Annotated in this window: 21 protein-coding genes, 1 tRNA gene and 2 pseudogenes; 15 read left to right on the top strand and 9 right to left on the bottom strand. The window is 66.4% G+C overall.

Annotation, left to right across the window (positions count from 1 at the left end):
- Positions 1-28 precede the first annotated feature (28 nt).
- Together JSE7799_RS03745 and JSE7799_RS03740 are read right to left on the bottom strand one after the other, a co-directional pair.
- The gene (locus tag JSE7799_RS03745) at positions 29-1810 is read right to left on the bottom strand and encodes an SLC13 family permease (RefSeq protein WP_055662408.1); all 1782 of its coding nucleotides are present in this window, start codon (positions 1808-1810) and stop codon (positions 29-31) included.
- 46 nt (positions 1811-1856) lie between these two features.
- A complete protein-coding gene (locus JSE7799_RS03740; RefSeq protein WP_055662407.1) occupies positions 1857-2669 on the bottom strand; it encodes a TIGR00282 family metallophosphoesterase in 813 nt (270 codons plus the stop codon).
- A gap of 462 nt (positions 2670-3131) precedes the next feature.
- Here JSE7799_RS03740 and JSE7799_RS20880 point away from each other — a divergent pair, with 462 nt between their 5' ends.
- The 13 genes and pseudogenes from JSE7799_RS20880 to JSE7799_RS03680 all read left to right on the top strand — a co-directional run bounded on the left by JSE7799_RS20880 (position 3132) and on the right by JSE7799_RS03680 (position 15540).
- Positions 3132-3785, top strand: a complete 654-nt coding sequence (locus JSE7799_RS20880; RefSeq protein ID WP_055662406.1) for a chemotaxis protein CheB — start codon at positions 3132-3134, stop codon at positions 3783-3785.
- Positions 3725-4406, top strand: a pseudogene (locus JSE7799_RS22245) (CheR family methyltransferase); the annotation flags it as partial. The gene JSE7799_RS20880 and the pseudogene JSE7799_RS22245, both read left to right, overlap by 61 nt.
- Before the next feature lie 462 nt (positions 4407-4868).
- Positions 4869-5720: a PAS domain-containing protein gene (locus JSE7799_RS22240; RefSeq protein ID WP_370736641.1), complete on the top strand. Its 852-nt coding sequence runs from the start codon at positions 4869-4871 to the stop codon at positions 5718-5720.
- Positions 5721-5891: 171 nt separating this feature from the next.
- Positions 5892-6219 (top strand): annotated as a pseudogene (locus JSE7799_RS22235) (HWE histidine kinase domain-containing protein).
- Between the two features lie 27 nt (positions 6220-6246).
- Positions 6247-6495 (top strand): sensor histidine kinase, encoded by a 249-nt coding sequence (locus JSE7799_RS20870; protein WP_055662404.1) that lies wholly within the window; start codon positions 6247-6249, stop codon positions 6493-6495.
- Entirely contained in the window at positions 6482-6859 is a 378-nt protein-coding gene (locus JSE7799_RS03720; protein ID WP_055662403.1) for a response regulator, read from the top strand. Before JSE7799_RS20870 ends, JSE7799_RS03720 begins: the two co-directional genes overlap by 14 nt.
- Before the next feature lie 211 nt (positions 6860-7070).
- Positions 7071-8546, top strand: coding sequence for an ATPase domain-containing protein (locus JSE7799_RS03715; protein ID WP_055662402.1), 1476 nt, complete (start codon positions 7071-7073; stop codon positions 8544-8546).
- 665 nt (positions 8547-9211) lie between these two features.
- Complete coding sequence (locus JSE7799_RS21525; protein WP_055662400.1) at positions 9212-9505, top strand: sensor histidine kinase; 294 nt, start codon at positions 9212-9214, stop codon at positions 9503-9505.
- A 199-nt stretch (positions 9506-9704) separates the two neighbouring features.
- Entirely contained in the window at positions 9705-10616 is a 912-nt protein-coding gene (gene argC / locus JSE7799_RS03700; protein WP_055662399.1) for an N-acetyl-gamma-glutamyl-phosphate reductase, read from the top strand.
- Between the two features lie 128 nt (positions 10617-10744).
- Complete coding sequence (locus tag JSE7799_RS03695) at positions 10745-11842, top strand: FliG C-terminal domain-containing protein (protein ID WP_055662398.1); 1098 nt, start codon at positions 10745-10747, stop codon at positions 11840-11842.
- Positions 11843-12083: 241 nt separating this feature from the next.
- The gene (locus tag JSE7799_RS03690) at positions 12084-13088 is read left to right on the top strand and encodes a ligase-associated DNA damage response exonuclease (protein WP_055662397.1); all 1005 of its coding nucleotides are present in this window, start codon (positions 12084-12086) and stop codon (positions 13086-13088) included.
- Positions 13085-13942, top strand: a complete 858-nt coding sequence (locus JSE7799_RS03685; protein ID WP_055662396.1) for an alpha/beta hydrolase — start codon at positions 13085-13087, stop codon at positions 13940-13942. The genes JSE7799_RS03690 and JSE7799_RS03685 overlap by 4 nt, the downstream gene beginning before the upstream one ends.
- A complete protein-coding gene (locus tag JSE7799_RS03680; protein WP_055662395.1) occupies positions 13939-15540 on the top strand; it encodes an ATP-dependent DNA ligase in 1602 nt (533 codons plus the stop codon). Before JSE7799_RS03685 ends, JSE7799_RS03680 begins: the two co-directional genes overlap by 4 nt.
- A gap of 778 nt (positions 15541-16318) precedes the next feature.
- Here JSE7799_RS03680 and JSE7799_RS03675 read toward each other — a convergent pair.
- The 5 genes from JSE7799_RS03675 to JSE7799_RS19500 form a co-directional block, all read right to left on the bottom strand.
- Positions 16319-17101: a gamma-glutamyl-gamma-aminobutyrate hydrolase family protein gene (locus tag JSE7799_RS03675; protein ID WP_055662394.1), complete on the bottom strand. Its 783-nt coding sequence runs from the start codon at positions 17099-17101 to the stop codon at positions 16319-16321.
- Between the two features lie 95 nt (positions 17102-17196).
- Positions 17197-17625 carry a GlcG/HbpS family heme-binding protein gene (locus tag JSE7799_RS03670; protein WP_055662393.1) on the bottom strand — a complete coding sequence of 143 codons (429 nt, stop codon included), beginning with the start codon at positions 17623-17625 and terminating at the stop codon, positions 17197-17199.
- 27 nt (positions 17626-17652) lie between these two features.
- On the bottom strand, positions 17653-18099 hold the full coding sequence (locus JSE7799_RS03665; protein ID WP_055662392.1) for a methyltransferase family protein: 447 nt from the start codon (positions 18097-18099) through the stop codon (positions 17653-17655).
- A gap of 2 nt (positions 18100-18101) precedes the next feature.
- Complete coding sequence (locus tag JSE7799_RS03660) at positions 18102-20252, bottom strand: malate synthase G (RefSeq protein ID WP_055662391.1); 2151 nt, start codon at positions 20250-20252, stop codon at positions 18102-18104.
- A gap of 66 nt (positions 20253-20318) precedes the next feature.
- A complete protein-coding gene (locus JSE7799_RS19500; protein ID WP_370736640.1) occupies positions 20319-20480 on the bottom strand; it encodes a DUF2256 domain-containing protein in 162 nt (53 codons plus the stop codon).
- 128 nt (positions 20481-20608) lie between these two features.
- On the opposite strand from JSE7799_RS19500, the gene pepN reads away from it, so the two are divergent.
- Positions 20609-23146, top strand: coding sequence for an aminopeptidase N (gene pepN / locus JSE7799_RS03655; RefSeq protein ID WP_055662390.1), 2538 nt, complete (start codon positions 20609-20611; stop codon positions 23144-23146).
- Here pepN and JSE7799_RS03650 read toward each other — a convergent pair.
- Complete coding sequence (locus JSE7799_RS03650; RefSeq protein ID WP_055662389.1) at positions 23103-24383, bottom strand: AI-2E family transporter; 1281 nt, start codon at positions 24381-24383, stop codon at positions 23103-23105. The two genes, pepN and JSE7799_RS03650, sit on opposite strands and share 44 nt — an antisense overlap.
- Positions 24384-24948: 565 nt before the next feature.
- Between JSE7799_RS03650 and JSE7799_RS03645 the strand changes: the two genes are divergently transcribed.
- Positions 24949-25827 (top strand): 1-acyl-sn-glycerol-3-phosphate acyltransferase, encoded by an 879-nt coding sequence (locus JSE7799_RS03645; RefSeq protein WP_055662388.1) that lies wholly within the window; start codon positions 24949-24951, stop codon positions 25825-25827.
- A 172-nt stretch (positions 25828-25999) separates the two neighbouring features.
- Here JSE7799_RS03645 and JSE7799_RS03640 read toward each other — a convergent pair.
- Positions 26000-26086: transfer RNA gene (locus JSE7799_RS03640), tRNA-Leu, on the bottom strand.
- Positions 26087-26183: the final 97 nt, after the last annotated feature.

Genomic DNA, 26183 nt, shown 5'->3' with positions numbered 1-26183 from the left:
GGGATCTCCTTGGGCGGACCCTTGGGCGCTACAACGGCCAGATGAAGGGGATCAAGATCGAAGACACGATCGCGACCAGAATGTTCATCCCCAGCCCGACGCGCGCGAAGTCGGTGAACTTGTAGCCGCCGGGACCGTAGACCAGCATGTTCGTCTGATAGCCGATCGGCGTCGAGAAGGCGCAACTGGCCCCGACCATCACCGCCACGACCAGCCCGCGCGGATCGACGCCGAGCGTCTCGCCCAGGGCAATGGCGATCGGGGTCAGCACCACCGCCACGGCGTTGTTCGTCACGATTTCGGTCAGGAAGGACGTCAGCACGAAGACCGCCAGCACCAGAAGCGATGCGGGCAGCAGCGACAGGCCCGGCGCAATCGCATCGACGATCATGTTGACGGCCCCCGACGTCTCAAGCGCGGCACCGACCGCGAGCATGGCAAAGATCATCGCCAGCAGCCGCCCCTCGATGAAGCCGAACGCCTCGTCGGCATCGACCGCGCGGGTCAGCATCACGATCACCGCCCCCACCACGGCCAGGGGCAGGATCGGCGCGAAGTCCAGAGCCGAGAGCGCCACGATCCCCGCGACGACAGCCACGGGGATCCAGGACCGTTCGCGCCGGAAGGCCTGTTCGCGCGGCGCACTGACATCCACGAGGTTCTGGTCGGCGGACAGACGCTGGATATCCGCGGCCGAACCCTCGATCAGAAGCGTGTCGCCGACGCGGATCACGACGTCGTCGAGCTGTCCCGAAATGTTGCGGTCCCGCCGATGCAGCGCGAGTGGATAGACCCCGTAGCGCCGCCGCAGGCGCAGCGCGCCAAGACGCCGGCCGACGAGTTTGGCGTCAGGCGTGATCAGGACCTCCACCGTCGTCGTCTCGACGGCGCCGACCTGGTCGATGCGCTTGAGGTCGGGGTTGCGCTGCAGGGTCAGAAGCTCTGCGATCTCGGTCCGCACGATCACCCGGTCGCCGATCCGGAGCGTCACCCCTTCGAGGTTGCGGCGCAGCGAGGCGTCGCCACGCACGACGTCGATCAGGCGCACGCCCTCGCGCTGAAACAGCTTCACGTCGGTCACGTCCCGGCCGATCAGGTTCGATTCGGGCGGAATGACGGCCTCGGCGAAGAATTTGGCGCCCTTGCGCGGCCCGCCCAGCATCGCTGCCATCGACGTCCGCTCCGGCAGCAGATGCCGCCCCACAAGCCACAGATAGAGCAGCCCCGCCAGCGCCACCGGGATCGCCAGCGGCGCGACTTCGAAGATCGAGAACGGGGCCAGCCCGCGCGCCCGCGCGACGCCGTCGACCAGAAGGTTGGTCGAGGTGCCGATCAGCGTGATCGTCCCGCCGAGGATCGCGGCGTAGGACAACGGGATCAACAGCTTGGAGGGTGCCACGCCCATTGCGCGGGCGAGTTGCACGAAGACGGGGATCATCACCACGACGACCGGCGTGTTGGCGACGAAGGCCGAGGCGACCAGGACGAAGATCAGCAGGATCGCGATCGCGAGCCGCGGGCGGGAGCCGACCTGCCCCTCCGCGAAGCGCGTGAACCAGTCGAGCGCCCCCGTCCGCACGAGCGCGCCCATCAGCAGGAACATCGCCGCGATGGTCCAGGGCGCCGGGTTCGACAGGACCGCGATGCCGAGATCGTAGGGCAGGACGCCGGCCACCAGAAGGAAGGCCGCGCCCGACATGGCGACGACCTCGGTCGGGTAGGTTTCGCGCACGAAGAGGACCAGCATCACGCCCAGCGTGGCGAGCGTGATCCACGCCTGAACTGGCTGCGAAAGTTCGACGGGTATCATCCGGCCGAACCGTCGCGGTGGCGGAGCGGAGCCGCGGGTGCGCCGGTCATGCCGGTGCCGACTGGCTCAGCCGCCCGCCGATGCGGACCTGCGCGACGGTTTGGGCGAGGCCCGTCGCGTCGTCGGTCTCGACGAACAGCCCGCACAGGGTCGCCGCACCGCCCGCCGGGGTGAACCGCTCCCGCGTCATGCCGGTCACGAAGCGGCGCAGCGGCTCCGCCTTCTCCATGCCGATCACGGAATCGTAGTCGCCGCACATGCCGGCATCCGTCTGATACGCCGTGCCGCCAGGCAGGATCATCGCATCCGCCGTCGGCACGTGCGTATGCGTGCCGACCACCACGGAGGCCCGACGGTCGCAGAAATGCCCCATCGCCATCTTCTCCGACGTCGCCTCGCAATGCATGTCGACGAGGATCGCATCCACCGCCCGGCCCAGCGGATGCGCCGTGAGGACCGGCTCGATCGCCGAAAACGGGTCGTCATAGGTGCGCGACATGAACACCTGGCCCAGCACCTGCGCCACGAGGAGGCGCTTGCCGCCGATCTCGAACACCCGCCAGCCGCGGCCCGGCGCCTGCTTGGCATAGTTGATGGGGCGCAGGATCCGGGGCTCCTTTTCCACCGCCTGCATCATGTCCTTCTGGTCTAAGGCGTGATCGCCCAGCGTGATGACGTCGGCCCCGGCGTCGAGAAGCCCCCGCGCCTGTGCCGCGTTGAGGCCGCGCCCCGAGGAGGCGTTCTCGCCGTTGACGATCACGGCATCGAGCCGCCATTCAGCCCGCAGGCCCGGCAGCCGTTCCGTGACGGCCGTCCGGCCGCTCCGCCCCATTACATCGCCTAGAAACAGAATCCGCATCCGACGGAGTTACGCCGCGCCGGAGGGGGCGTGCAACGCCGCTCTTGTTCGTGTGGCGGGAAAAACGCCGGACTCCGGGTGCTTCGACCTCCGTTGCGGCGTCTTCATTCCGTGCCACCGCAACCGTTTCCGGATTCCTCGCTGCCGCGAACGTTTCGACAATTCTCGTCCTCCGCCCGCTGGAATGCGCGCCGCCGGTGGTGCGAAGCAGGGGGTGTGGCCGCAGGGTGACAGGCCGGACCGCGGCGCGGGTGGTCGAGCGTGCAGGAGCGCCATTTCCCGCTTGCCGCAGGTCCCGCAACTTTCGGCTGGCCCGCCCGAAATCCAGCGGGCATCGTCGTATCTGCCTGTAATCACACTCGCGTCTCGCGTAAGTGGCTCTCAACGAGAGGCGGGAACACGATGGTCGAAGTGGACAAAGAGTCGCGGCGCCGGGAGGATAAGCTGACGCCGATCTGAGCGATGGGAGCGTCGGCCGGCGGTGTGAAGGCGCTCCAGCAGTTCTTCGAGGCGATCGACGACGATCTGGGTCTCGCCTATGTCGTGACCATGCATCTGTCGCCGGATCACGAAAGCCAGCTGAGCGAGGTCCTCGGCGGCAGGACGCGGATGCCGGTGTATCAGGTCAGCAATACGCCCAAGCTGGAGCCGAACTGCGTCTATGTCATTGCGCCCGATACGAAACTGATGATCGAGGGCAACGGGGTCCGTTCCTGCCCGTTCACCGAGCAGCGCGGGCGGCGGACGCCCATCGACATGTTCTTTCGCTCGATTGCGGCCGGTCGGGGCGACGGGTTCGCCGTCGTGCTCAGCGGGGCGGCCTCGGATGGCGCGGTCGGCATCACGAAGGTCAAGGAGGCCGACGGCGTCATCTTCGTGCAGGATCCGGGCGAGGCGGAATACGGGATGATGCCGCGCAGCGCCATGGCCACCGGCGTCGCCGATTTCGTCGAGCCCATCGAAGGCATCGCCATCCGCATCGCGGAGGTCGCCCAGAGCAGGGAAGGCCTGCGCCGCATGCGCGATGACGATGCGGAAGCGACCTCCGAAAGATCATGTCGTTCCTTCACGTCCGCACCGGGCACGACTTCTCCAACTACAAGCGCGCGACGGTGATGCGCCGGGTCTCGCGGCGCATGCAGGTGACGCGGACGAACGACCTGACGGCCTATGCCGAATATCTGCGTACCAACCCCGAGGAGGCGCAGGATCTCTTCTCCGATCTGCTGATCTCGGTCACGGCGTTCTTTCGCGATCCCGGCGCGATCGAGTCGCTGGTGGAGGAGGCGTCGACGCCGATCCTGCGGGACCTTGATGGCGAGGAGAAGCTCCGTAACTGGTCGGTGGGCTGCGCCACGGGCGAGGAAGACTATCGCCTTGCCATGCTGATGCTGGAGGAGGCGGAGCGTCAGCAGGTGCGGCCGATGATCCAGATCTTCGCGACCGATCTGGACAACGTCCCTCGCGACCGCGCGCGAGGGACGTTATCCGAAGGCGATCGAGGCGGACGTGTCCGAGAACCGCCTGCGCCGCTTCTTCATCGACGAGGGCTCGCATTATTGCATCCGCAAGGAGGTGCGCGACATCGCGCCGTTCGCCCATCACAGCGCGCTGAAGGATCCGCCGTTCATGCGGATGGATATCATCACTTGCCGGAACCTGATGATCTATCTGGAGCGCGAGTTGCAGCGGCAATTGCTGGCGCTGTTCCGTTACGCGCTCAAACCGGGCCGGGTTTTGTTCCTCGGCTCCGCCGAAAGCGTGGATACGCGACCGGAACTGTTCGCGCCGTGCGACCGGGAAACGTGGGGTTACGCAGCCAAGCCCCGCAGTTCGCGCGATCCGGAGACTCTAACGCAGTTGCCGCGGGAGCATCGCCTCAACCTGCCCGATGAGCGGGGGGAGCGGTGCCGCGATCGGGAGAAGGCCCCGCCGATCACGCATGCCACGGCCCTCGAGACGCTGGCCCCGCCGAGCGCGTTGGTGGACAAGGAGCATCGGACCCTGAACCTCTCGACGAATGCCGGGCAGTTCATCCGGCCGTCCGAGGGGCCGCTGAGCCGGGAACTGCCCGACATCGTGCATCCCGAGCTTCGGGCGGAGCTTCGCCGCGCGCTGCACAGCGCCATCGACCGGAACCACGCGACGATCACCCTGCCCGCATCGGTCAAGCTGGAGGCGGAGCAGCGCCGCGTCCTGATGCATGTGATGCCGGTTCCCGGCGACGAGACCGTGGGCCGCAAGGCGCTGGTCCTGTTTCTGGATGCGGGACCGTCGAGCCGTCACGGCGGTGGCGAGGATGCGTCCGCCCTGTCGGAGCCGGCCCAGGTGCTTCGGCTCGAGGAGGAGTTGCGGGCGACGCAGGACCGCCTCAGCGCGAGCCGGCGCGAGCACGAGGTCTCGATCCAGGAGCTGCGCATGGCCAACGAGAAGCTTCAGTCGATCAAAGAGGAGCTTTCGACGGTGAATGGCGAGCTTCAGAGCAAGCTCAACGCCGTCGCATCGGCCCATAGCGACCTGCGCAACCTCGTTAACGCGACCGGGACCGGTCCCGGGATGTTGCTCCTCGACGGGGAGTTGCGGATCAACATGCTGACGCCCGTGGTCGAGCAGCTTTTCAGCGTGACCGACAGCGATGTCGGCCGGCCGATCACCGACTTTACCCACAAACTTGCCTGTGACGGGATCGAGCGGGATGCGGCCAAGGTCCTGCGCGACCTGTCGTCGGTCGAGACCGAGGTCCAGACCCAGGACGGCCACTGGCTGATGATGCGCCTTCGCCCCTACCGGACGGTCGAGGACCGGATCGAGGGCGTCGTCGTGAGTTTCGTCGACATCACCGAATTGCGGCAGGCCGCCGATCAATTGCGCGAAAGCGAGGCGCGGTATCGCCGTCTGTTCGACACGATGGATGAGGGTTGTCTGTTGGCCGAGGTGATCCGCGACGAGGCGGCTACCTCGAGGCCAACCCGGCGGCGATGCGGCTGGTGGGTCCGATATCGGCGGCCGCTGCCTGCACGAGATCGCCGAGGGTTCGCGCCGGAATGGTGAAACCTGCCGGCGCGCGTTCTGGAGACCGGAGAGCCGGGACAGGCCGAGCTTTGGGTCGAACCCGTCCGGCGCTGATTCGAGATCGGCACCACCAAAATCGACGACAGCCGCGTCGCCATCGTGTTCCAGGACATCACCGACAGGAAGCGCCACGAGGAAGAGCGCGAATTGATGATGGGGGAGCTGAACCACCGCGTGAAAAACATGCTCGCCGTGGTCCAGCCGATCGCCAGCCAGACGCTGCGGACGACGGACGACATGAACGTCTTCATCGAGACGTTCCAGCAGCGGGTGCAGGCCATCGCGCGCGCATGGCCTCCTGACGCAGCGGCATTGGCGCGGCGCGGACTTGGAGGAGCTTGCGCGGACCGCCCTCGCCAGCTTCATCGGCGCCGGCGACCAGTTCCGCGTCGGCGGGCCTCCGGTCCGGCTGTCGCCCAACGCGACGATCTCGTTCGCGATGGCGTTGAACGAGCTTGCGACGAACGGCATGAAATAAGGCGCCCTGTCGAATGCGGACGGGCTCGTGGACGTCTCCTGGCGGTTCGAGGCGGCGCCCGGGGACGACGCCGGCAAGGTCTTTCGCCTGACCTGGAACGAGAGCGGCGGCCCGCGGGTTGAGCCGCCGAGTCATCAGGCATTTGGAAAACGTATGCTGGAACGAGGAATAGCCCGCGAACTCGATGGGGAGGTTCGGCTCGACGACCGGCCCGACGGTCTGGTGTGCGAGATGATCTTTCCCGAGGGCGAGATGGTCAGTGATGCGTGCTGTTGAACCGCTTTGCGTTCTGGTCATCGAAGACGAAACACTGATCGCGCTGGAAATCGAGGACATGCTCGAGGAGCTCGGTCACTCAGTGATCGGGCCCGTCGCGACGGTTACGCAGGCCCTCGACTTGATCGAGAAGCTGTCGCTCAGGCCGGATGCGGCGCTCGTGGATGCCAATCTGGGCGGGCAGTCCGCCCGGCCCGTGGTCGATGCCCTGCGCGTCACGGGGATTCCGCTGGTTTTGGCGTCCGGCTATGAGGTGGCGGAGTTGCGGAGGCTCGGCTTCACCGATCCGATCATGCGCAAGCCCTACACCGCGCATGACGTCAACGACGCGCTCGAAGCGCTGAAGAATGCGTCGTATCCCTGACACGTCCGGGGGTTGCGGCGCGTCCCTGCCGTCCCACGCGGCTTTCCGGCTCAGCGAAGGGGCTTCGGATCTCAAGGGCGATGGCGCCTCCCGGATATTGGAGTCGTTGCGTACCCGCGGGGGGGGGGGCACGCTACTTCCGCGAGTTCGTTAAGATTCTGGTGACCGGACGGAATTCGGGCGGTGCCCCCTATCGTGAACTGGACCTCGCATGCTCGACAGAAATCCCGATGAACCGTTGAGAGCCGGAACCGGGATCAAGGGCCTCAACGAAATTCTCGGCGGCGGGTTTCCGCGCGGCGAAATGAACGTGGTCTATGGCGATGCCGGCGTCGGAAAGACGACGATGGGGCGACAGTTCCTGCTCGACGGTCTCGCGAAGGGCGAGAAGGTCCTTTTCATCACGCTGTCGCAGACCGAGGCGGCCCTGAAGCGCACCGCCGCGGCGCATGGCTGGTCGCTCGATGGTGTCGAAATTCGCAACGAGCGGATGATGGACGGGGCCGAGAACAGCAGCGAGCAGACGCTGTTTCACACCGCCGAGGTCGAACTGACGGAGATGATGTCGGCGCTCCTGAAGGAGATCGAGCATTTCAGACCCGACCGGCTGGTCTTCGATTCCATCGCACAGATACGGCACCTTGCGGATACGCAGGTGCGCTTCCAGCGGCAGGTCCTGCTGCTGCGGGCCCTGCTGTCGCGGATGTCGACGACCTCCCTCATTCTCGACAGCGCCAAGTGCATGAACGAAGTCGTGGGCGACCTTGCCGACGGCGTTGTGGCGCTGGACCGCAACGTGCCCGATTACGACGACGTGCGGCGGCGGCTGCACGTCTCGAAGATGCGGAGCATGGATTTCCACGGCGGCAACCACAATTTCCGCATCCAAAGCGGCGGGATCCAGGTCTTCCCGCGGCTCGAGGCCGACACGGGCGGCAGGCCGCCGCCCGGCGAAGCCGTCGGAAGCGGCATCGAGGGACTCGACAAGCTGCTTGGCGGCGGCATGTCCTTCGGCACGGCCTGCGTGGTGGTCGGGCCGACGGGGACGGGCAAGACCTCGCGCTCTACGCCTATGCCGCGGCGCAACGCGGCGACCGCGCCGCGATCTTCAGCTTCGACGAGCGCCCGGCGACGTTCTTCAACCGCTCCCAAGAGCCTCGGGATGGAGCTTGGCCCGTTGATCGATGACGGGCGTGTGACCTTCCGGTCCGTGAACACCTCCGGATTGTCACCCGGCGAGTTTTCGCAGCTGGTCCGCGAGGCGGTCGAGCGGGACAAGGCCAAGGTGGTCATGATCGACACCCTCACCGGCTATTCCCACGCGATGCCGCAGGAGCAGGCCCTCGTGACGCAGATGCACGACCTGCTCGCGTTCTTGAGCGAGAGGGGCGTGCTGTCGCTGGTCGTCGTGGGACAGCACGGCCTTCTGGGGGAAAACGTGCAGAGCCCGGTGGATGTCAGCGACATGGCGGATACGGTGATCGTGCTTTGGCATTTCAAAGCGGCGGGAAGCGTGCACAGGGTGATTTCCGTCCTGAAAAAGCGCGACGGTCCCCACGAGGCGACCATCCGGGCGTTGCGCTTCGCCCCCGGCCGGATCGAGGTGAGCGAGCCGGTCGAGAACTTCTCCGGCGTTCTGTCCGGCGAGCCGGAATTGCAGACGCAGAACAAGGGACTGCCGGAGTGAGGCTGGGGCGAAATTGACCGAAGACACAAGCGGTACCAGAGCCGTCCTGACACTCGCCCCCATCGGCCGGGATGCGGAAATCGCGTGTGGATTGCTGGACAATGCGGGCCTCCCCTGTCTGCCCGCGACGGACCTCGCGGACCTGCTCAAGATCCCGCTGGAGGACCTGAGCGCGCTGGTCCTGAGCGAGGAGTTCCTGACATGTGAGGTGGTCCGGCGCCTGACGGACCTACTCGATGCGCAACCGTACTGGTCGAGCCTTCCGGTCATCCTCCTGGTTGATCCGGAGCGGCGGCGCACCGTGAGCGGCACCAAGGACCACATGACCTCCTTCAGCACGCGTCCGGGGGTCGTCATGCTGGAGCGCCCGATGCGTACGGCGGTCTTCATTTCGATCGCCCGCGCGGCTTTTGACGCGCGACAGCGGCCGTTCCAGCTTCGCGACGAACTGGAGGCGCGCAGGCGGGCGGAGAGCCGGGCCCAGACGCTTGCGGGGGAAATGGCGCACCGGGTGTCAAGAACGCCTTCGCGCTTGCAAGCAGCCTCGCGTCGCAGACCTTCCGCGAGGCGGACATGCTCGAGGAGGGCCGGCGCGCGTTTCTCGGTCGGCTGGCCGCGATGGCCCACAGATCAGCGTCTCGACCGAGAAGGCCACTGCGTTTTCGATGGCGTTCCATCAGCTTGCGATTAACGCCGCGAAATACGGCGCGCTTTCCACGCCCGAGGGCTGCGTTGGCATCCGCTGGTGGGCGGAGGCGGGATCGGAGGACGCCACCCTCGTCGTGGAATGGCGAGAGGAAGGCAGCCCGCAGGTCTCTCCGCCACAGCGGCAGGAGTTCGGCTCCCGCCTCATCGAACGGGCGCTCGCGCCGGATCTGGGCGGTTCGGCAGCGCTTGTCTTCGATCCCGAAGGGGTGGTGTGCACCATCCGCGCCGCTTTGCCCGACGCGACGCAGTGATCGCTTGATTGCGGTGCCGGCGAGGACGTTTATGCGCCCTGCTCTTCTTGATTTCGTGTAGCATCGCGCCCGTCGCGAGCCGGTTCTGACGCAGCCACCGGTACAGCCAGATGCGTCTGTGCGCCGACGGCACGCCCATCGGTTGCACGGCCCCGCCGCCGCGCGTATCTCAAGACGACGCGCAGCGGGAGGTACGGCCATGACTTACAAGATCTTCATCGACGGCGAAGCCGGCACGACGGGCTTGCGGATCCGCGATCGCCTCTCCGCCCGGGACGACATTGAACTCGTCCAGCTCGACGAGGCGCATCGCAAGGATGACGGCGCACGCCGCGCCGCCTTTGCCGAAGCGGATGTGGCGATCCTGTGCCTGCCCGACGATGCGGCGCGCATGGCCATTCCGATGGCTGGAGAAACTCGGCTGATCGACGCCTCGACCGCACACCGGATCGCGCCGGACTGGACCTATGGCATGCCCGAGCTTCCGGGCCAGCGCGGCCGCATCTCCAATGCGCTCAGGGTGGCGAATGTCGGCTGCTACGCGACCGGGGCAATCGCGCTTCTGCGCCCGCTGATCGACGCCGAAATCATGCGCAGCGACCACGCCACCGTCCTGACCGGGGTGTCGGGCTATAGCGGCGGCGGCAAGGCTTCGATCGCCGCGCATGAGGCCGGGGAGGCGCCCGATTTCTCGCTCTATGCGCTCGGGCAGGATCACAAGCACGTCCCCGAGATCATGACCTATGGCGGCCTCACGCGGCGCCCCCTGTTCCAGCCCGCGGTCGGCAATTTCGCGCAGGGAATGGTTGTGCAGTTGCACCTCCATGCCGACCTCCTCACCGGCGGGGTGCCGGGCCATGCCCGGATCGAGGCGGCGCTACGCGACTTCTATGCGAAGGATCCGTTCGTGTCCGTCGTGCTCGGGGGCGATCGGCTCGACCCGCAGGCGCTCAACGGCACCAACCGGATGGAGATCGGCGTTCATGGCGACGGCCGTGGTCGCGTCACTTTGACGGCCACGCTCGACAACCTCGGCAAGGGCGCGTCGGGGACGGCGGTGCAGAACCTCAACCTGATGATCGGGGCGGAGGAGACGGCGGGGCTGACCTGAACCACGCTGTGTATCCGGCGCGATGTATCGGATTTTCATGGAAAGGAAGGCGGTGCCGTCCGGCAAGTTAGGGAAGCGTTAGGAAAGCACGTGCGAGACCGGAGACGTTCTGATCCGGTGGAGGTTCCGTGCCCCAAGCCTTGCCCAAGAAGGCCGAGACTGCATCGCTTGCCATGCGGACGGCCCTGCCCGATTTCGATGGCGATCCGGCTGCCGATACCCTGACCCGCCGTCAAAAGGCGGCGGTCGTTGTGCATCTTCTGGTGACCGGCGGGGTCGATCCGGGTATCCGCGACCTGCCCCAGGAACAGCAGCGCATGCTCGTGCGTGTCATGACCGAGCTGCGCTTCATCGACAAGCCGACCTTGGCCGCCGTCGTTGCGGAATTCGCGGGGGAGCTCGACGCGATCGGCCTCCACATCCCCCGCGATCCCGCCAAGCTTCTTGCCGGCCTCGACGGGCAGCTTTCAATGGATGTGGTGGAGATGCTCTCGGCCGAACTCGGGCTCAGCGGGACATCCGGCGACAACGTCTGGCGCGAAGCCGCGGAGATGCCGCTCGAAGACATCCTCGAGATGGTCAACGCGGAATCCGATGAAGTCTGCGCGATCATGCTCTCGAAACTGCCCGCGGAGCGGTCGGCTGAGATCATCGCCGCCTTGCCGTCCCAGCGGGCCGATGCGGTGGCGGCGGCCTTCGCGGCCACCGAATACGTGACGCCCGACGCCGTGGCGCGGATCGGTACGGCAATCGGCCGCCAGGCCGCCGCCCGTCCCCCGCTCGCCTTCGCATCTGCGCCTGTGGCACGGGTCGCCGCAATCCTCAACGCCGCCACCTCTGGCGTGCGCAGGACGCTGCTGGATGCGCTCGACGCACGCGACGCCGACTTCGCAGCACGCGTCCGCGCCGCTGTGTTCAGCTTTGAAGACATCCCGAAGCGGATCGATCCGCGCGACATACCGAAGGTCCTGCGTGCCGCTGGCAACGATTTCATCGTCGCCGCCATCAAGGCCCTGCCAGCGGAGCAGCACAAGATCGGCGAATTCATCCTTGGGTCGATTTCAAAACGTATGGCCGAACAGCTTCGCGAGGAGATAACGGATCGCGCCGACGTGGCCGACGAAGAGGCGGAGGAAGCGATGTCCGCCATTGTTGCCGCCGTCCGTGAACTTGAGGAGAGCGGCGAGTTGAGCCTCAACATGGAGCCGGAAAAGGCTGCGGACTGAGTGCCACTGGCGCCCGTCGTAAGGCGTCAGCGCGTATGGCGCACAGGATAGGGCAGTGGCGGCACATGTTCGCCCAATTGTCTCTGCACCAGAGCAAAGTGGGCAATGGTATGGGAAGCGCGAAATTTTCTGACCGCAGGTCGGTTCCGTCGCCTGAGTGCCACTCCGAACTCATGACGAATCGGCCGCTGCAGAACAGGGGCCCTTTCCCGCACCGCCACGTCCCCTACCATCCCATCCCATGGTACTCGAATTTCGCGATGAAGGCATCTACTGCCCCGCCGGCCGCTTTCACATCGACCCGTGGCGCCCCGTGGAAAGGGCTCTCGTTACCCATGGGCATGCCGATCATTCCTATCCCGGCCATCGTCGCTACCTGACGAGCAAGGCCGCCGGTCCGGTCATTCGCCACCGGCTCGGCGAGGTTGACCTCGAAGGTATCGAGTTCGGCGAGACGCGCGACATAAACGGAGTTCGCGTCAGTTTTCACCCCGCCGGTCACGTCCCCGGCAGTGCGCAGATCCGGGTCGAGCATCGCGGCGAAGTCTGGGTCGTCTCCGGCGACTACAAGACCACGCCCGACGGTCTTTCGGAGCCGTTCGAGCCGGTCCGCTGCCACACCTTCATCACCGAGTGTACCTTCGGCCTGCCTGTCTTCGATTGGCGACCCGAGGCGGAATTGGCGGCAGAGATCAACGCCTGGTGGCGGACCAATCGCGAGGCCGGTCGCTTCTCGCTGATCGGGGCCTACAGTTTGGGCAAGGCGCAGCGCGTGCTCACGATGATCGACCCGTCCATCGGCTCGATCCTGACGCATGGCGCCGTCGAGAACACGAATGCGGTGCTGCGCGCGCAGGGAATAACGCTGCCCGCCACGATCCTGGTCACGCCGGAGATCGACCTGAAGTCCCATGCCGGCGCATTGATCGTTGCCCCGCCGGGCGCGCTTGCACAACCTTGGGCGCGGCGTTTCGGGGCGGCGAGCCAAGCCATTGCATCGGGTTGGGCGGCTTTGCGCGGGGTGCGCCGCAGGCGGGCGGCCGACAGAGGCTTCGTCGTGTCCGACCATGCCGATTGGAAGGGGCTGAACGCCGCCATCGCGGAGACCGGTGCGACGCGAATATTCACCACGCATGGCTACACGTCGACCTTTCGCCAGTGGCTGGAGGAGCAGGGTTACGACGCACGGATCGTCGAGACGGAATATGGCGACGAATTGCTCGAAGCCGACGAGGGCGCGGCATGAGCTGGCGCGATGCCCTCGTCCTCGCGCTTTGCCGCTGGGGCGCGCGCCCCGCATTGGCGCTGCCCGTGCCCTGGAGGTGGCATCGCCGCGTGATGCAGGCCGTCGTATCACACCGGCGTAGCTTGCCCGATATAAAGGTCATCCAGACGCGCATCGGTGGCGTGCCGGCGCGCATCTTTGCGTCCCCGCAGGCGCGCGGTACGCTGCTGTGGTTGCATGGCGGCGGCTTCGTGCTGGGCTCCTCACTTACGTACGCGCATCTGGCCAAGACGCTGGCGCATCTGAGCGGCCGGCGCGTCGTCGTTCCCGATTATCGGTTGGCCCCCGAACATCCCTTCCCCGCCGCGCCGGACGATTGCGTCACCGTCGCACGCGCGCTTCGTGCGGAGGGGTCGTTTGCACTGGCGGGCGACAGCGCCGGGGGAACGCTGGCGCTCGTGACTCTGGCCGCGCTTTTACGCGACGGGACGCCGCCGGAACGGTTGATTCTCGTCTCGCCGGCTGTCGATCTTGACCCGGACCGTCCGATGCCGCCCGCTCCGCATGAGGCGCTGCTGCCGCTGCGGATGCTTCGGCGGGTGCAGCGCGAATATGTTGCACGCGCCGACCCGAGGAACCCGGCCCTGTCGCCGATCCACGCCGATTTCGCCGGCGCACCGCCCACGCTGATCCAGTGCGCCGTGGGCGAATTGCTGGAAGGCGATGCCGACGCCATTGCCGAACACCTGCGCGCGGGCGGCGCAGAGGTCACGATCGAGAAGGAACGCGGCGTGCCGCACACTTGGCATCTCTTCGTGGGGCTGAGTCCGAAGGCCGATCGTGCGGTGGCGCGGCTTGCGGATTTCCTGCGATGAGGCGCTTCGCCCGGCTTTTCACCACGCTCGACCAGACAACCAAAACGCTGGCCAAGACCGCGGCGCTGACGGCGTATTTCGAGGAGGCGCCGGATGACGACAAGATCTGGACGATCGCGCTCCTTTCCGGTCGCCGGCCCAAGCGCTCCGTCAACGCGACCCGTCTGTCCGAATGGGCGGCGGAGCGGGCGGACCTGCCGATGTGGCTCTTCAAGGCAAGCTACGACGTGGTCGGCGATCTGGCGGAGACGATCCACCTCGTCTTGCCGGAGCCGGAAGCCGCGCCGGATCGAAGCCTTTCGTCCTGGATCAACGACATCCGCGGCCTTGCCCGCCTGGAGGAGTCCGAGCGCAAGCGGTGGATCCTTCAGGCGTGGGACAGGCTCGAGGGGATGGAACGGTTCGTGTTCAACAAGCTCATCACCGGCGGCTTTCGCGTGGGTGTCAGCCAGAAGCTGATGACCCGCGCCCTGTCGCGCGCGACGGGCATCGACGAGGCCGAGTTGGCCCATCGCCTGATGGGCGGCTGGACCCCTGAGACGACGAGCTTCGCGACCCTCGTCACCGCTCCGGATCCGGAGGCGGCGCTGAGCCGGCCCTATCCCTTCTGCCTCGCCTACGGAGTGGAAGATGCGGGGCCCGCGTCGCTCGGCCCGCCGGAGGACTGGCGGGCCGAGTGGAAGTGGGACGGCATTCGCGGCCAACTCATCCTGCGCGGTGGGCAGCATTTCCTGTGGAGCCGCGGGGAGGAGTTGATGACCGACCGGTTTCCGGAATTCGCCCGTGCCGCCGACTTCCTGCCGGATGGGACTGTTCTCGACGGAGAAATCCTTGCGTGGGATTCTGCGACCGAAACACCGATGGGCTTCGCCGCGCTGCAACGCAGGATCGGCCGAAAGACTGTGCCGAAAAAGGTGCTGTCCGAAGCGCCCGCGATCCTGCGCGCCTATGATCTGCTGGAACAGGACGGCGCCGACCTGCGCGCGCGTCCCTTCGTTGAGCGTCGCGCCCGGCTCGAAGCGATGCTTGCGGACCTGCCGCGCGAGGCGCCGGTGGCGATATCTCCGCTGGTGCCGTTCGACGATTGGGACAAGCTGGCCGAAATCCGCGCCGGAGCGCGCGATGCGCAGGCCGAGGGCCTGATGCTCAAGCGCGCCGACAGCCCCTATCACGTCGGCCGCAAGAAGGGGGATTGGTGGAAATGGAAGCTCGCCCCCCTCTCGATCGATGCCGTCATGGTCTATGCGCAGGCGGGGCACGGGCGGCGCGCAAACCTTTACACCGACTTCACCTTTGCCGTGTGGAAGGGCAACGAACTCGTGCCCTTCACCAAGGCCTATTCCGGCCTCACCGATGCGGAGTTTCGCAAGATCACCCACTGGGTCCGGCGCAACACATTGGCGCGGTTCGGCCCCGTGCGTCAGGTTCCGCCGGAGCACGTCTTCGAGATCGGCTTCGAGGGAATCCAGCGTAGCACCCGCCACAAATCCGGCGTGGCGTTACGCTTTCCCCGGATGCTGCGCTGGCGGCAGGACAAGCCGGTGCAGGAGGCCAACAATCACGACGACCTGATGGAGATGCTGGAAACCTACGGCTGAGGGATTGCGAGCGGATCGGTCGGGCTTGGCATGGTTCAAGGGTGATGTGGGTCGCGATGCCGTTTCGCCGGGTTCCGAGACCAGATCATGTCTAGGCAGGCCCCACAGCGACCAAAGAGCACGGCATGGCTCTTTCCCGCTCTACCTCACCGCTCACACCACTTCATTCGTCATCGCGTGCCGGAGGGAATGTGCGACTGTGAGGTTCGCATCCTCGCCGACGATGTGCTCCACCGAAACCAAGCTCCGAGGACTCCGGCATGAGCTCCAATGTCTGTCTCGACTCTTACCGCCCGCGGAAGGACACGCACAGCGTCACACGCACAATTGTCTTCCAACCAATCTTCCAAGGCACCGATGTCGCACCAACTGCGTGGGCCGATGCTGCGTTCGGCGACAACAATGCAAGCGGGCGGGATCGGCGTTTTGACCAATGCGGAGGCGGAAGCGGAGGCGGAGGGGTCGCGCTGGGCCTTCTCGCGCTACGCAACTCACTGGTCCGGGTCGCATCTGGCTCAAGTTTTTGCCCCTAACCGGCAGGTTCCAGCACTGTTCATGCATCTCGACGCGCTCCTCAACGCATTCGATCGATTTTTTTCAAGGACGAGGTGCAGCAGGTTGCTCCGGTCAACTACTCTGCGCGACTCCGCGGCTTCTGACTCGCCATCCCTTGCAAAATCAGTTCACGCCTGCCGTATCACGGTTGCCGCCACAACGGAGCGGTGACAGTCCCGGCGCATCGTTCGAGACCGACGCCAACGCCGACGCAGCGGCGACCTTAACCGGCCTGCGCCAGCGGGGCCGTCTGGACCATCCGTCCCTCGCGCCAATCTCGGCAGGCGGCCCCGAACGCGCGGAACAGACGCTGCGACACCGGGTCCCGTTCCGCGTTCCATTCCGGATGCCACTGCACCGCCAGCGCGAAGCCCGGCGCACCGTCGATCCAGATCGCCTCTGCGGTGCCATCGGGCGCGCGACCGTCGATCATCACCCGCGTACCGGCCACGTCGATCCCCTGCCCGTGCAGCGTGTTGGTTCGCACAACCTCCGCGCCCATGAGCTGCGCAAAAGGCCCACCCGCCGTGAAGGTCACGTCGTGGCGCAGGGCGAACTTCTCCTCCAGCGTGCCATCCGGCGGCATGCGGTGGTTGTCGCGCCCCGGCAGGTCTCGGATCTCGGGGTGGAGCGTGGAGCCGAAGGCCACCGCCACCTCCTGAAACCCGCGGCAGATGCCCAAAACCGGCTGCCCCCGCTCGACGGCCGCCCGGATCAGCGGCAGCGCCACGAGATCACGCGCGCGGTCGAAGACACCATGCGCATCCGTCGCATCATGCCCGTATTCCTCCGGGTGCACGTTCGGACGCCCCCCGGTGAAGAGAAAGCCGTCGAACACCTCCAGCAACTCGTCGATCCGGCTGCTTTGCGGACAGGCGGGAAAGGCCAGCGGAATGGCATCCGCGACGCGGGCCACTGCGTCGGTGTTCATCGACCCATTGGCATGGGCGGGATATTCGTCGTTGATGAGGTAGCTGTTCGAGATGATGCCGACGATCGGGCGCATGTATATCCTCCGGTTCGGGCGACCCTACCGTTTTCGGAATGGCCGGACCAGACCGACGGCGGCAGGGAAGGACGTGCGCAACCGCACAGTGACGCTCAGGGCTCCGCCACGAGTTTCGCCGCCTCGATCCCGGCAAGGCCCGCCTCGACATCGTTGTCGGATGTGTCGCCGGTCACGCCGATCGCGCCGAGGATCTCGCCCTTGCTGTCGCGTACCAGAATGCCGCCCGGCACCGGCACGACCTGTCCGCCATAGACGCCGTTCATCGCCGTCATGAAATAGGCCTGCTCCTCGGCCCGCGCCATCTGCGCGCGCCCTGCCATGCCCAGCATGACCGAGCCGTAGGCCTTGCCATGCGCGAGCGCGAACCGCCCGGGCGCGGCGCCATCCTCGCGCTCAAACGCCTTCACGTGTCCGCCCGCATCGAGGACGACGACGGAAAGCGGCTTTAGCTCCATCTCGCGTCCGCGCGCGAGCGTCGCCTTGATGATCTTGCGGGCCTTGGCAATGTTGAGATCGGGCATGTCGGAATCCTTTCGGGTGGACGCGCGCTACCAGCGGCGTGTGGTGGAGATGTAGCGTTCGGCCTCATCGCCGAAGGCCGCGCGAAGGTCGCGCTCCTCTCCGACAATGAATCGGCGCGTGACGACCGGTGGAAAGACCAGCGCGAGGAGCACCGCCGACAGCGCACCGAGGAGCAGACCCGCGCCGATCAGGATGAGGGCCATGCCGGAATAGATCGGATTGCGGTTCAGCCGGAACGGCCCCTCGACGATCAGGGTGGTCGGCGTCTGGCGCGGCTCGATCGTCGTGCGTCTGCGCAGGAACCACAGGGCAGACCACAGGATCAGCGCGAAGCCCGCCGCAACCACCACCCAGCCAAGAACGTCCGCCTCAAACTGCACGACCGGGACGATCCAGGCCGCGAGGATCTGAATGATCAGGATACTCGCGGCCCAGACCGGTGGCAGGTCCGGAAAGTCCCGGCGGACTGACATCGCTAGCCGGCCTTCCGCTCCAGCCGGCGGCGGTGAAGGACCGGCTCGGTGTAGCCCGACGGCTGCACCCGCCCCTCGAAGACGAGGTCGCGCGCCGCGTTCCAGGCAGGCCCGTCGAAGCCGGGCGCCAAGGGCTCATAGCCGGGCGTGCCCGCGTTCTGCGCATCGACCTTGACGGCCATCCGGCGCATCGCGTCCTCGACCTGCTCGGGGCGGACGATCCCGTGATGCAGCCAGTTGGCCAGCGCCTGCGAGGAGATCCGACAGGTGGCGCGGTCCTCCATCAGGCCCACATCGTTGATGTCGGGCACTTTCGAGCATCCGACCCCCGCATCGATCCAGCGGACGACGTAGCCTAGGATGCCCTGCGCGTTGTTTTCGATCTCGGCCGTGACCTCGGCATCGGAGAGGTTGCGCCCCTCCATCACCGGAATCGTCAGCAGGTCATCCAGCGTGCCGCGCGCGCCGCCGGCCGCCAATTCGTCCTGACGCGCCAGTACGTCGACCTTGTGATAGTGCATCGCATGCAGCGTCGCCGCCGTGGGCGACGGCACCCAGGCACAGGTCGCGCCGGATTTCGGATGGCCGATCTTCTGCTCGATCATGTCGGCCATGCGGTCGGGCATGGCCCACATCCCCTTGCCGATCTGCGCACGCCCCTTGAGCCCGCAGGCCAGGCCGATATCGACGTTGCGATCCTCATAGGCCGAGATCCAGGGGGTCGATTTCATCTCGCCCTTGGGCAGCATGGGCCCCGCTTCCATCGAGGTATGGATCTCGTCACCGGTCCGGTCGAGGAAGCCCGTATTGATGAAGGCCACGCGGGATTTCGCGGCACGAATGCATTCGGCTAGATTGACCGAGGTGCGACGCTCCTCATCCATGATGCCGAGCTTGACGGTATTGGCCGGCAGGCCCAGCAGCGTCTCGACGCGCGTGAAGATCTCGTCGGCAAACGCGACCTCGTCGGGGCCGTGCATCTTGGGCTTCACGACGTAGACCGATCCGTGGTCGGAATTTCCGCCCGGCGTCCCGAGGTCGTGCATCGCGATCAGCACGGTGATCGCCGCATCCATCAGGCCCTCGGGGATCTCGTCGCCGTCGCGCAGGCGGATCGCCGGGTTGGACATCAGATGGCCCACATTGCGCACCAGCATCAGCGCCCGGCCCTTGACGGTGATCAGCGACCCGTCGGGCGCATTGAACTCCATGTCGGGGTTCAGGCGGCGGGTGAACGTCTCGCCCCCCTTGGCGACCTCTTCGGTCAGATCGCCGCGCATCAGGCCGAGCCAGTTGCGATAGGCGTGAACCTTATCCTCCGCATCGACGCAGGCGACGGAATCCTCGCAATCCATGATCGCGCTGACCGCGCTCTCCAGATGGATCGCGTCGAGGCCCATCGGGTCGTCGGCGCCGATGGCGCCCTCGGGCGCGATGACGAGCACGATGCCGAGCCCGTTATGGCGCAGCAGCACCCGCAGCACCCCGTCCTTGCGCACCCAGCCACGATAGACGGACGGATCGGCAAGCGCGGCCTTGCCGCTGGCCTCGAGGACAAGGTCGTTGCCGTCGATATCGATGCCAGTGACATCGGCCCACTTGCCGGAGACGAGCGGCACGGCCTCGTCGAGGAAGGCCTTGCCCCGCGCAATCACCCGCGATCCGCGTTCGGCGTCATAGCCCCCCGCCGGCGGCAGGTCGCCCAGCGCATCGGTGCCGTAAAGCGCGTCGTACAGGTTCCCCCATCGCGCATTCGCGGCATTCAGGGCGTAGCGGGCATTGGTGATCGGCACGACGAGCTGCGGCCCCGGGATCTCGGCGATCTCGGGATCGACGTTGCCCGTGTCGATGGTGAAGGCCTCGCCTTCGGGCACGAGATAACCGATCTCGTCGAGGAAGGCGCGGTAGGCGGTGGCGTCATGCGGCTGGCCCGCGCGCTCCAGATGCCACGCGTCGATCCGCTCCTGCAGGCGTTCGCGGTGCGCAAGCAGCGCCGCGTTCTTCAACGCGAGGTCATGGGCGAGCGCGGAGAAGCCGGTCCAGAAGTCGTCGGCCGCAATTCCCGTGCCCGGCAGCGCCTCGTCCTCGACAAAGCGCACGAGTTCCGCCGCCACCTTCAGGTCCGACTTGTCGATCAGCTTCGCGTCGCTCATGGCGCCTCTCCTTATTGTGTCGTGACGGGTTTAGCCTGCGGGCGGCGAAGCGACAACATGGCGCGCTCAAGTCTTGCCTCCGGACGGCTTCAATCCCGTCTTTCGCGACCGGCACCTGTCGGAGCAGTGGCGCACCTCGTCCCAAACCCGCGCCCATTTGCGCCGCCACACGAAGGGCCGCCCACAGGTCGCGCAGGTCTTTACGGGCAGATCGCCCTTTCGCGTCATCTTCGCCATAGACCGATGGTCGGGCGACGGTCGCGAACGTCAAGTGCGGATGCCCGCACGGGAAGCAAAGAAGGGGGTGGCGGCACCTTCGCACCGCGCGTAGCGTCGCGCCCCGAAGGAGATGCCCCATGCGCGACGCGAACCCCGCCCAGAACAATCAGGCCGTCCACCTGAAGGATTATGCCCCCGTCCCGGTGACGGTGACGCATGTCGACCTGACGTTCCGCCTCGACCCGCAGGCGACGCGGGTGCTGGCGCGGCTGACCTGTGAACGGCGGGGGCCGGGGGACATGGTGCTCGACGGCGAGGCACTGCGCACGATCCGCGTGGCCCTCGACGGAGCGGAGATCGCGCCCGAGATCGAGGGCGACCGGATGATCTTGCGCGACGCGCCCGACGCCTTCGTGCTCGAGACCGAGGTCGAGATCGCGCCGGAGCGGAACACCGAACTGTCGGGGCTCTACATTTCGGGCGGCATGTACTGCACCCAATGCGAAGCCGAAGGGTTCCGCCGCATCACATGGATGCTCGACCGGCCGGACGTGATGGCGACCTATGACGTGCGCATCGAGTCCGACTTGCCGGTCCTGCTGTCGAACGGCGACGAGGTGGCGCAGGGGGTCTGGCGCGATCCGTGGCCCAAGCCGACCTACCTGTTCGCGCTGGTGGCCGGGGATCTCGTTGCGGAGGCCGACACCTTTACCACGTCGGAGGGCCGCGAGGTCGCGCTCAACGTCTGGGTCCGGCCGGGCGACGAGGGGCGGACGAGCTACGCGATGGATGCGCTCAAGCGGTCGATGGCGTGGGACGAACGGGTCTATGGCCGGGCCTACGACCTGTCGGTGTTCAACATCGTGGCGGTCGACGACTTCAACATGGGCGCGATGGAGAACAAGGGCCTCAACATCTTCAACTCCCGCTACGTGCTGGCCTCGCCAGAGACGGCGACCGATGCCGATTACGCCAATATCGAGCGGATCGTGGCGCATGAATACTTTCACAACTGGACCGGCAACCGCATCACCTGCCGCGACTGGTTCCAGCTCTGCCTGAAGGAGGGGCTGACCGTGTTCCGCGACCAGCAATTCATGCAGGACATGCGGTCGCAGGCGGTGCAGCGGATCGGCGACGTGATGACCCTGCGCGCCCGGCAGTTCCGCGAGGATGCCGGCCCGCTGGCCCATCCCGTCCGGCCCGAGAGCTTCGTGGAGATCAACAACTTCTATACCGCGACCGTCTACGAAAAGGGCGCCGAGGTGATCGGGATGCTGCGCCGGATCGTCGGGGCGGAAGGGTACGACCGGGCCGTCGCCCTCTACTTCGCGCGGCATGACGGCGAAGCCTGCACCGTCGAGGATTGGCTCGCCTGCTTCGAGGAGGCCTGCGACGTCGATCTGGCGCAGTTCAAGCTGTGGTATTCGCAGGCCGGAACGCCGCATGTGGAGGTCAGGGACAGCTTCAACGACGGCCTCTACCGCATTGACATGAAACAGGTCGTGCCGCCGACCCCAGGGCAGCCCGACAAGGCGCCGATGGCGATCCCCCTCGCCTTCGGCCTGCTCGACACCGCGGGCAACGAAATCCGCGAAACCGAAGTGCATGTGATGACGCAGGCCGAAGAGCATCTGACCTTCGAGATGGCGGAGCGTCCGGTCCTGTCGATGCTCCGGGGCTTCTCCGGGCCGGTCATGCTCGACCACCCGATGGAGGATGTCGACCGGCTCCGCCTCCTTGCGCAGGACACGGATCCCTTCTGCCGGTGGGAGGCGGGACGGCGGCTGGCGAAAGAGCGTCTGATCGCTGCGATCGGCGAAGATGTCGCGCTCGATGCGGACTGGCTCGACGCCGTGGCGGCGCTGGCAACCGATGCGACCGCCGATCCCGCCTTTCGCGCGCTCGCGCTGGCGCTGCCGTCCGAGGACGATCTGGCCGGATCGCTGCACGAGGCGGGCGTGGTGCCCGACCCCGATGCGATCTATGCCGCCCGCCGTCATGCGCAGATGGCGATGGCCGAACGCCTTTCGTCCGCCATTCCCGCGCTCCGCGATGCCTGCGCCACGGCGGGACAATACGATCCGCGGGCCGAGGATGCGGGAAAGCGGGCGCTTTCCGCGACGCTTTTGCGATTGCAGACCTTCCTCGACGGCGGGGCGGCCGCGCGCGCGGCCTATGACGCCGCCGACAACATGACCGACCGGATGGCGGCTTTCGCCTGCCTGCTCGAAGCGGGCGACGAAAGCGTTGCCGCCCGGTTCGAGAGCGATTGGCGTCACGACCGGCTGGTGATGGACAAGTGGTTCGCCGCGCAGGTTTCGCATGCCGCGCCGCGCGATGCGGTTGACGTGGCCAAACGCCTGACCGCGCATTCTCTCTTCGATCCGGCAAACCCGAACCGGGTGCGGTCCGTCCTCGGCGCGCTGACGGCCGCCAATCCCGCCGGCTTCCACGCGCCAGACGGGCGGGGCTACCGGTTCTACGCCGATTGGCTGCTCCGCCTCGACGGCATGAACCCGCAGCTTTCGGCGCGCCTGTCGACCGCGTTCGAGACTTGGCGGCGTTACGACGCCGACAGGCAGGCCCTCATCTCCGCGCAACTCGACCGGATCGCCGCGACCGACGGGCTCAGTCGGGATTTGTCGGAGATGATCGGCCGGATTCGCGGTTGATCGCGGCGCGGCGGTGCGGCCTTCCATCCTTCGCCACGTCGCGCCGTTCCCCCTCGCAGGACAGGGCATTGTCCAGACTTTCATAATCCGGCCGGTTTGACAGCATCAGCGATAAGGGTCGCAACGGCTCGATCCGGGCGGCGAACACAACGATGGCGAGCGTCAGCGGCGTGGCCAGCAACGTGCCCGCCGGCCCTAGGATCCACCCCCAGACCAGAAGCGAGATGAGCACAACCAGCGGCGAGACATCGACCTGATCGCCCGCGACCTTTGGATCGACGAAGTTGCCGATGACCTGCTCGATGACGAACAACCCCGCCCCGAGCAGTAGCGCCGTCCCGATGTCGCGCATGAATACGGCATAGATCACGGGCAGCACGCCGGAAATGATCGATCCCAGCGTCGGCACGAAGGTGAAGACCACCGTCAGGATCGCCCAGGTCCAGATCAGGTCGATCCCCATGATCCAGATCCAGATCGAGTAGAGCACCGCCGTCAGCACCCCCATCGCGAGGCGCACCAAGGCGAAGCGGCGAACCGCCCGTCCCAGCACCTCGACCGCATTGATCCAGGAGACATGACGGTCGGTCGCCACGCGGATACGCGCGCCCCAATGCGGCGCGACGATCAGCATCATCAGCGCAAGGAACACGATCAGGATCAGCCCCGTCACGACCGCCAGCGCGCTGCTCATCGCGCCGGTGATGAACTGGGAGGTCCACTGCGCCGCCTGCGAGACGAGGTTCTCCAGATCCAGCCCGAAGCGCCGGAACAGGCTTTCGTTGTCGGCAACACCTGCCGCCGCTCCGGCAGGCTCGGTCGAACCCTCCGTGTCCGCTCCCGCGCCGGCGTTCTGGCCGTCGCCCGCATCGCCCGACCCGAACGTGTCGAACATGGATGACAGGCTTCCGTCCGACATGTTCTGGAACTCGGATGCGACCCGCACGGCGCAATAGGCAAGCGCGCCGGCCAGCACCGCAAGGCCGAGGACCAACGCAAAGGCCGCGATGACATGCGCGATCCACGTCCAGCCATCCGGCAGGCGGTCCGCCACGGCACGGTCCAGCGGCAGAACCAGCAGCGCGGCGAAAAAGCCGCCGGTCACCAGAAGCGCGACCGACGCGGCCGCATGAAACGCCCAGAGTGTGAGGATCAAGAGCATGAATCCCAGGAACCAGCGCCAATCGGCCTCCCCGTCATACCAGAGGAACTTCGGTCTGCGGTTCTGATCGCTCATCGTGCTTCCCCTGTGCAGGCGGCCTTCATGCGGCGCGGGTTCCTCAAATTGTCCGTGCCCCACCGGCTTTCCTCTGCTTCGGGCGCTGCGCGGGTTCGCGCGGGCGCCTCCCGACGCCCATGGACAGCGCCGTGTGGGCGCGGTTTCAAATATCGCAGCGGGACAAGACGACGCCCCCCGCCCCGGATGGTACGGCAGTAGGGAATCGCACGGGTTGCCGATGAGGTTCCGCCCTTGGGGGGAGAAACCGCGTGGTGCGCAAGGTGATGTTCCCTGCGGGCGTCTCCTCCGGGATAAGTGCGACCTCGATCCGTCGGATCACGATCTGGCGATGGTTCCGAACGGCAGTCCCGGAGGAGCGGACGCGCGAGCGAGTCTGCGGCTGCTGAACAATCATGCCCCACATCTTACCGGCACGATTCTCGATCTCTCCTGTGGCCGTTGAACCGCATTGCCTCCGGCAGCGTTAAGAATTGACGTGGTAAAGTTCGCCGGCCGCCTATATTTGCGCCACCTGTGACGACAATTCGCAGGAACGTCACATGGAACTGATTAAGGAAGCGTCATGCGCGATCGTCTTGACCCCTTGATTGCCGAACGGGCCCCATGGCTCTTCGACGAGGCGATCCATCATAGGGCGGCGCGTGCCGTCCTCGACCGGCTTCTGGCCTATGAACGCAGCGTCGAGATCGGTGCGCATTACGTCGATCTGACGGTGCCTGAGATCATGGGCGACCTCGCCCGCCGCATCGCTCGTCGTGTGACTGCAACGGGGCTTGAGAACGTCCCCGCAAGCGGCCCGGCCCTGATCGTGGCCAACCATCCGACCGGCATCGCGGACGGGATCATCCTGCACGATTTGCTGCGAAAACGCCGCGATGATGCGTTTTACTACGCAAACTGCGACATTCTTCGTATCCTTCCGCAATTCTCGGACATAATCGTCCCGGTGGAATGGCGCACCGACAAGCGGACCGTCACGAAAACCCGCGAAACGATGCAGTTGACTCGTGCCGCATTGGAAAAGAACCGCTTGGGCGTGATCTTTCCGGCCGGACGCCTGGCCAAACGCCGGGGCCTGCACCTGCACGAGCGGCCTTGGATGGCTTCGGCCGCGATGATCGCGCGCAAATTCGAGTTGCCCGTGATTCCCGTGCACATCCGGGCGCGCAACTCGGCGATGTTCTACGCCTTCGACGCGATCCACCCGACGCTGCGCGATATCACCCTGTTCCACGAGACGCTGAACAAGGACGTGCAGCCCTATCACATCACCATCGGGCGCCCGCTCGACGGCGCCACCTTGCCGAAATCGGGCGAAGAGGGAATCGCGGTCCTGCGCGATGCCACGCTGCGCCTCGCGGATGAGCGTGGCGGCGCCATCCGCCTGACGCAGAATCGCCCCGGCTGGCGCTGGCGCCCGAGCACCCCCCGCATCGGATAACCTCCGCGGGGCCAAGGCCCAGGCTTCGACACGACCGAATTTGGCGGAGCAGGCGCCGGTCTGCTCCGCAAGGCGCCGGTCTGCTCCGCAAGACGTCGTCCCAGCTCCCCAACCCACGGCCGAAACGCGAAACGCCGCCCCGAAGGGCGGCGTCGCAACGATCCGAATGGCATGGTGCGGTCGAGAAGACTCGAACTTCCACGGGTGTTACCCCACAGCGACCTCAACGCTGCGCGTCTACCAATTCCGCCACGACCGCACGGCCATGCCTTCGGATGGCGGGGGAATAGCCAAGCCGTCGCGGAATGAAAAGGGGCTTTCGCCACCAGCGTCGCGGAAATTCTCACCGCCCGCAC

It is taken from the genome of Jannaschia seosinensis (assembly GCF_001408515.1).
GTDB lineage: Bacteria > Pseudomonadota > Alphaproteobacteria > Rhodobacterales > Rhodobacteraceae > Jannaschia > Jannaschia seosinensis.
Note: the sequence above shows the minus strand (reverse complement) of the source record. Positions and strands in the feature narration are given on the sequence as shown.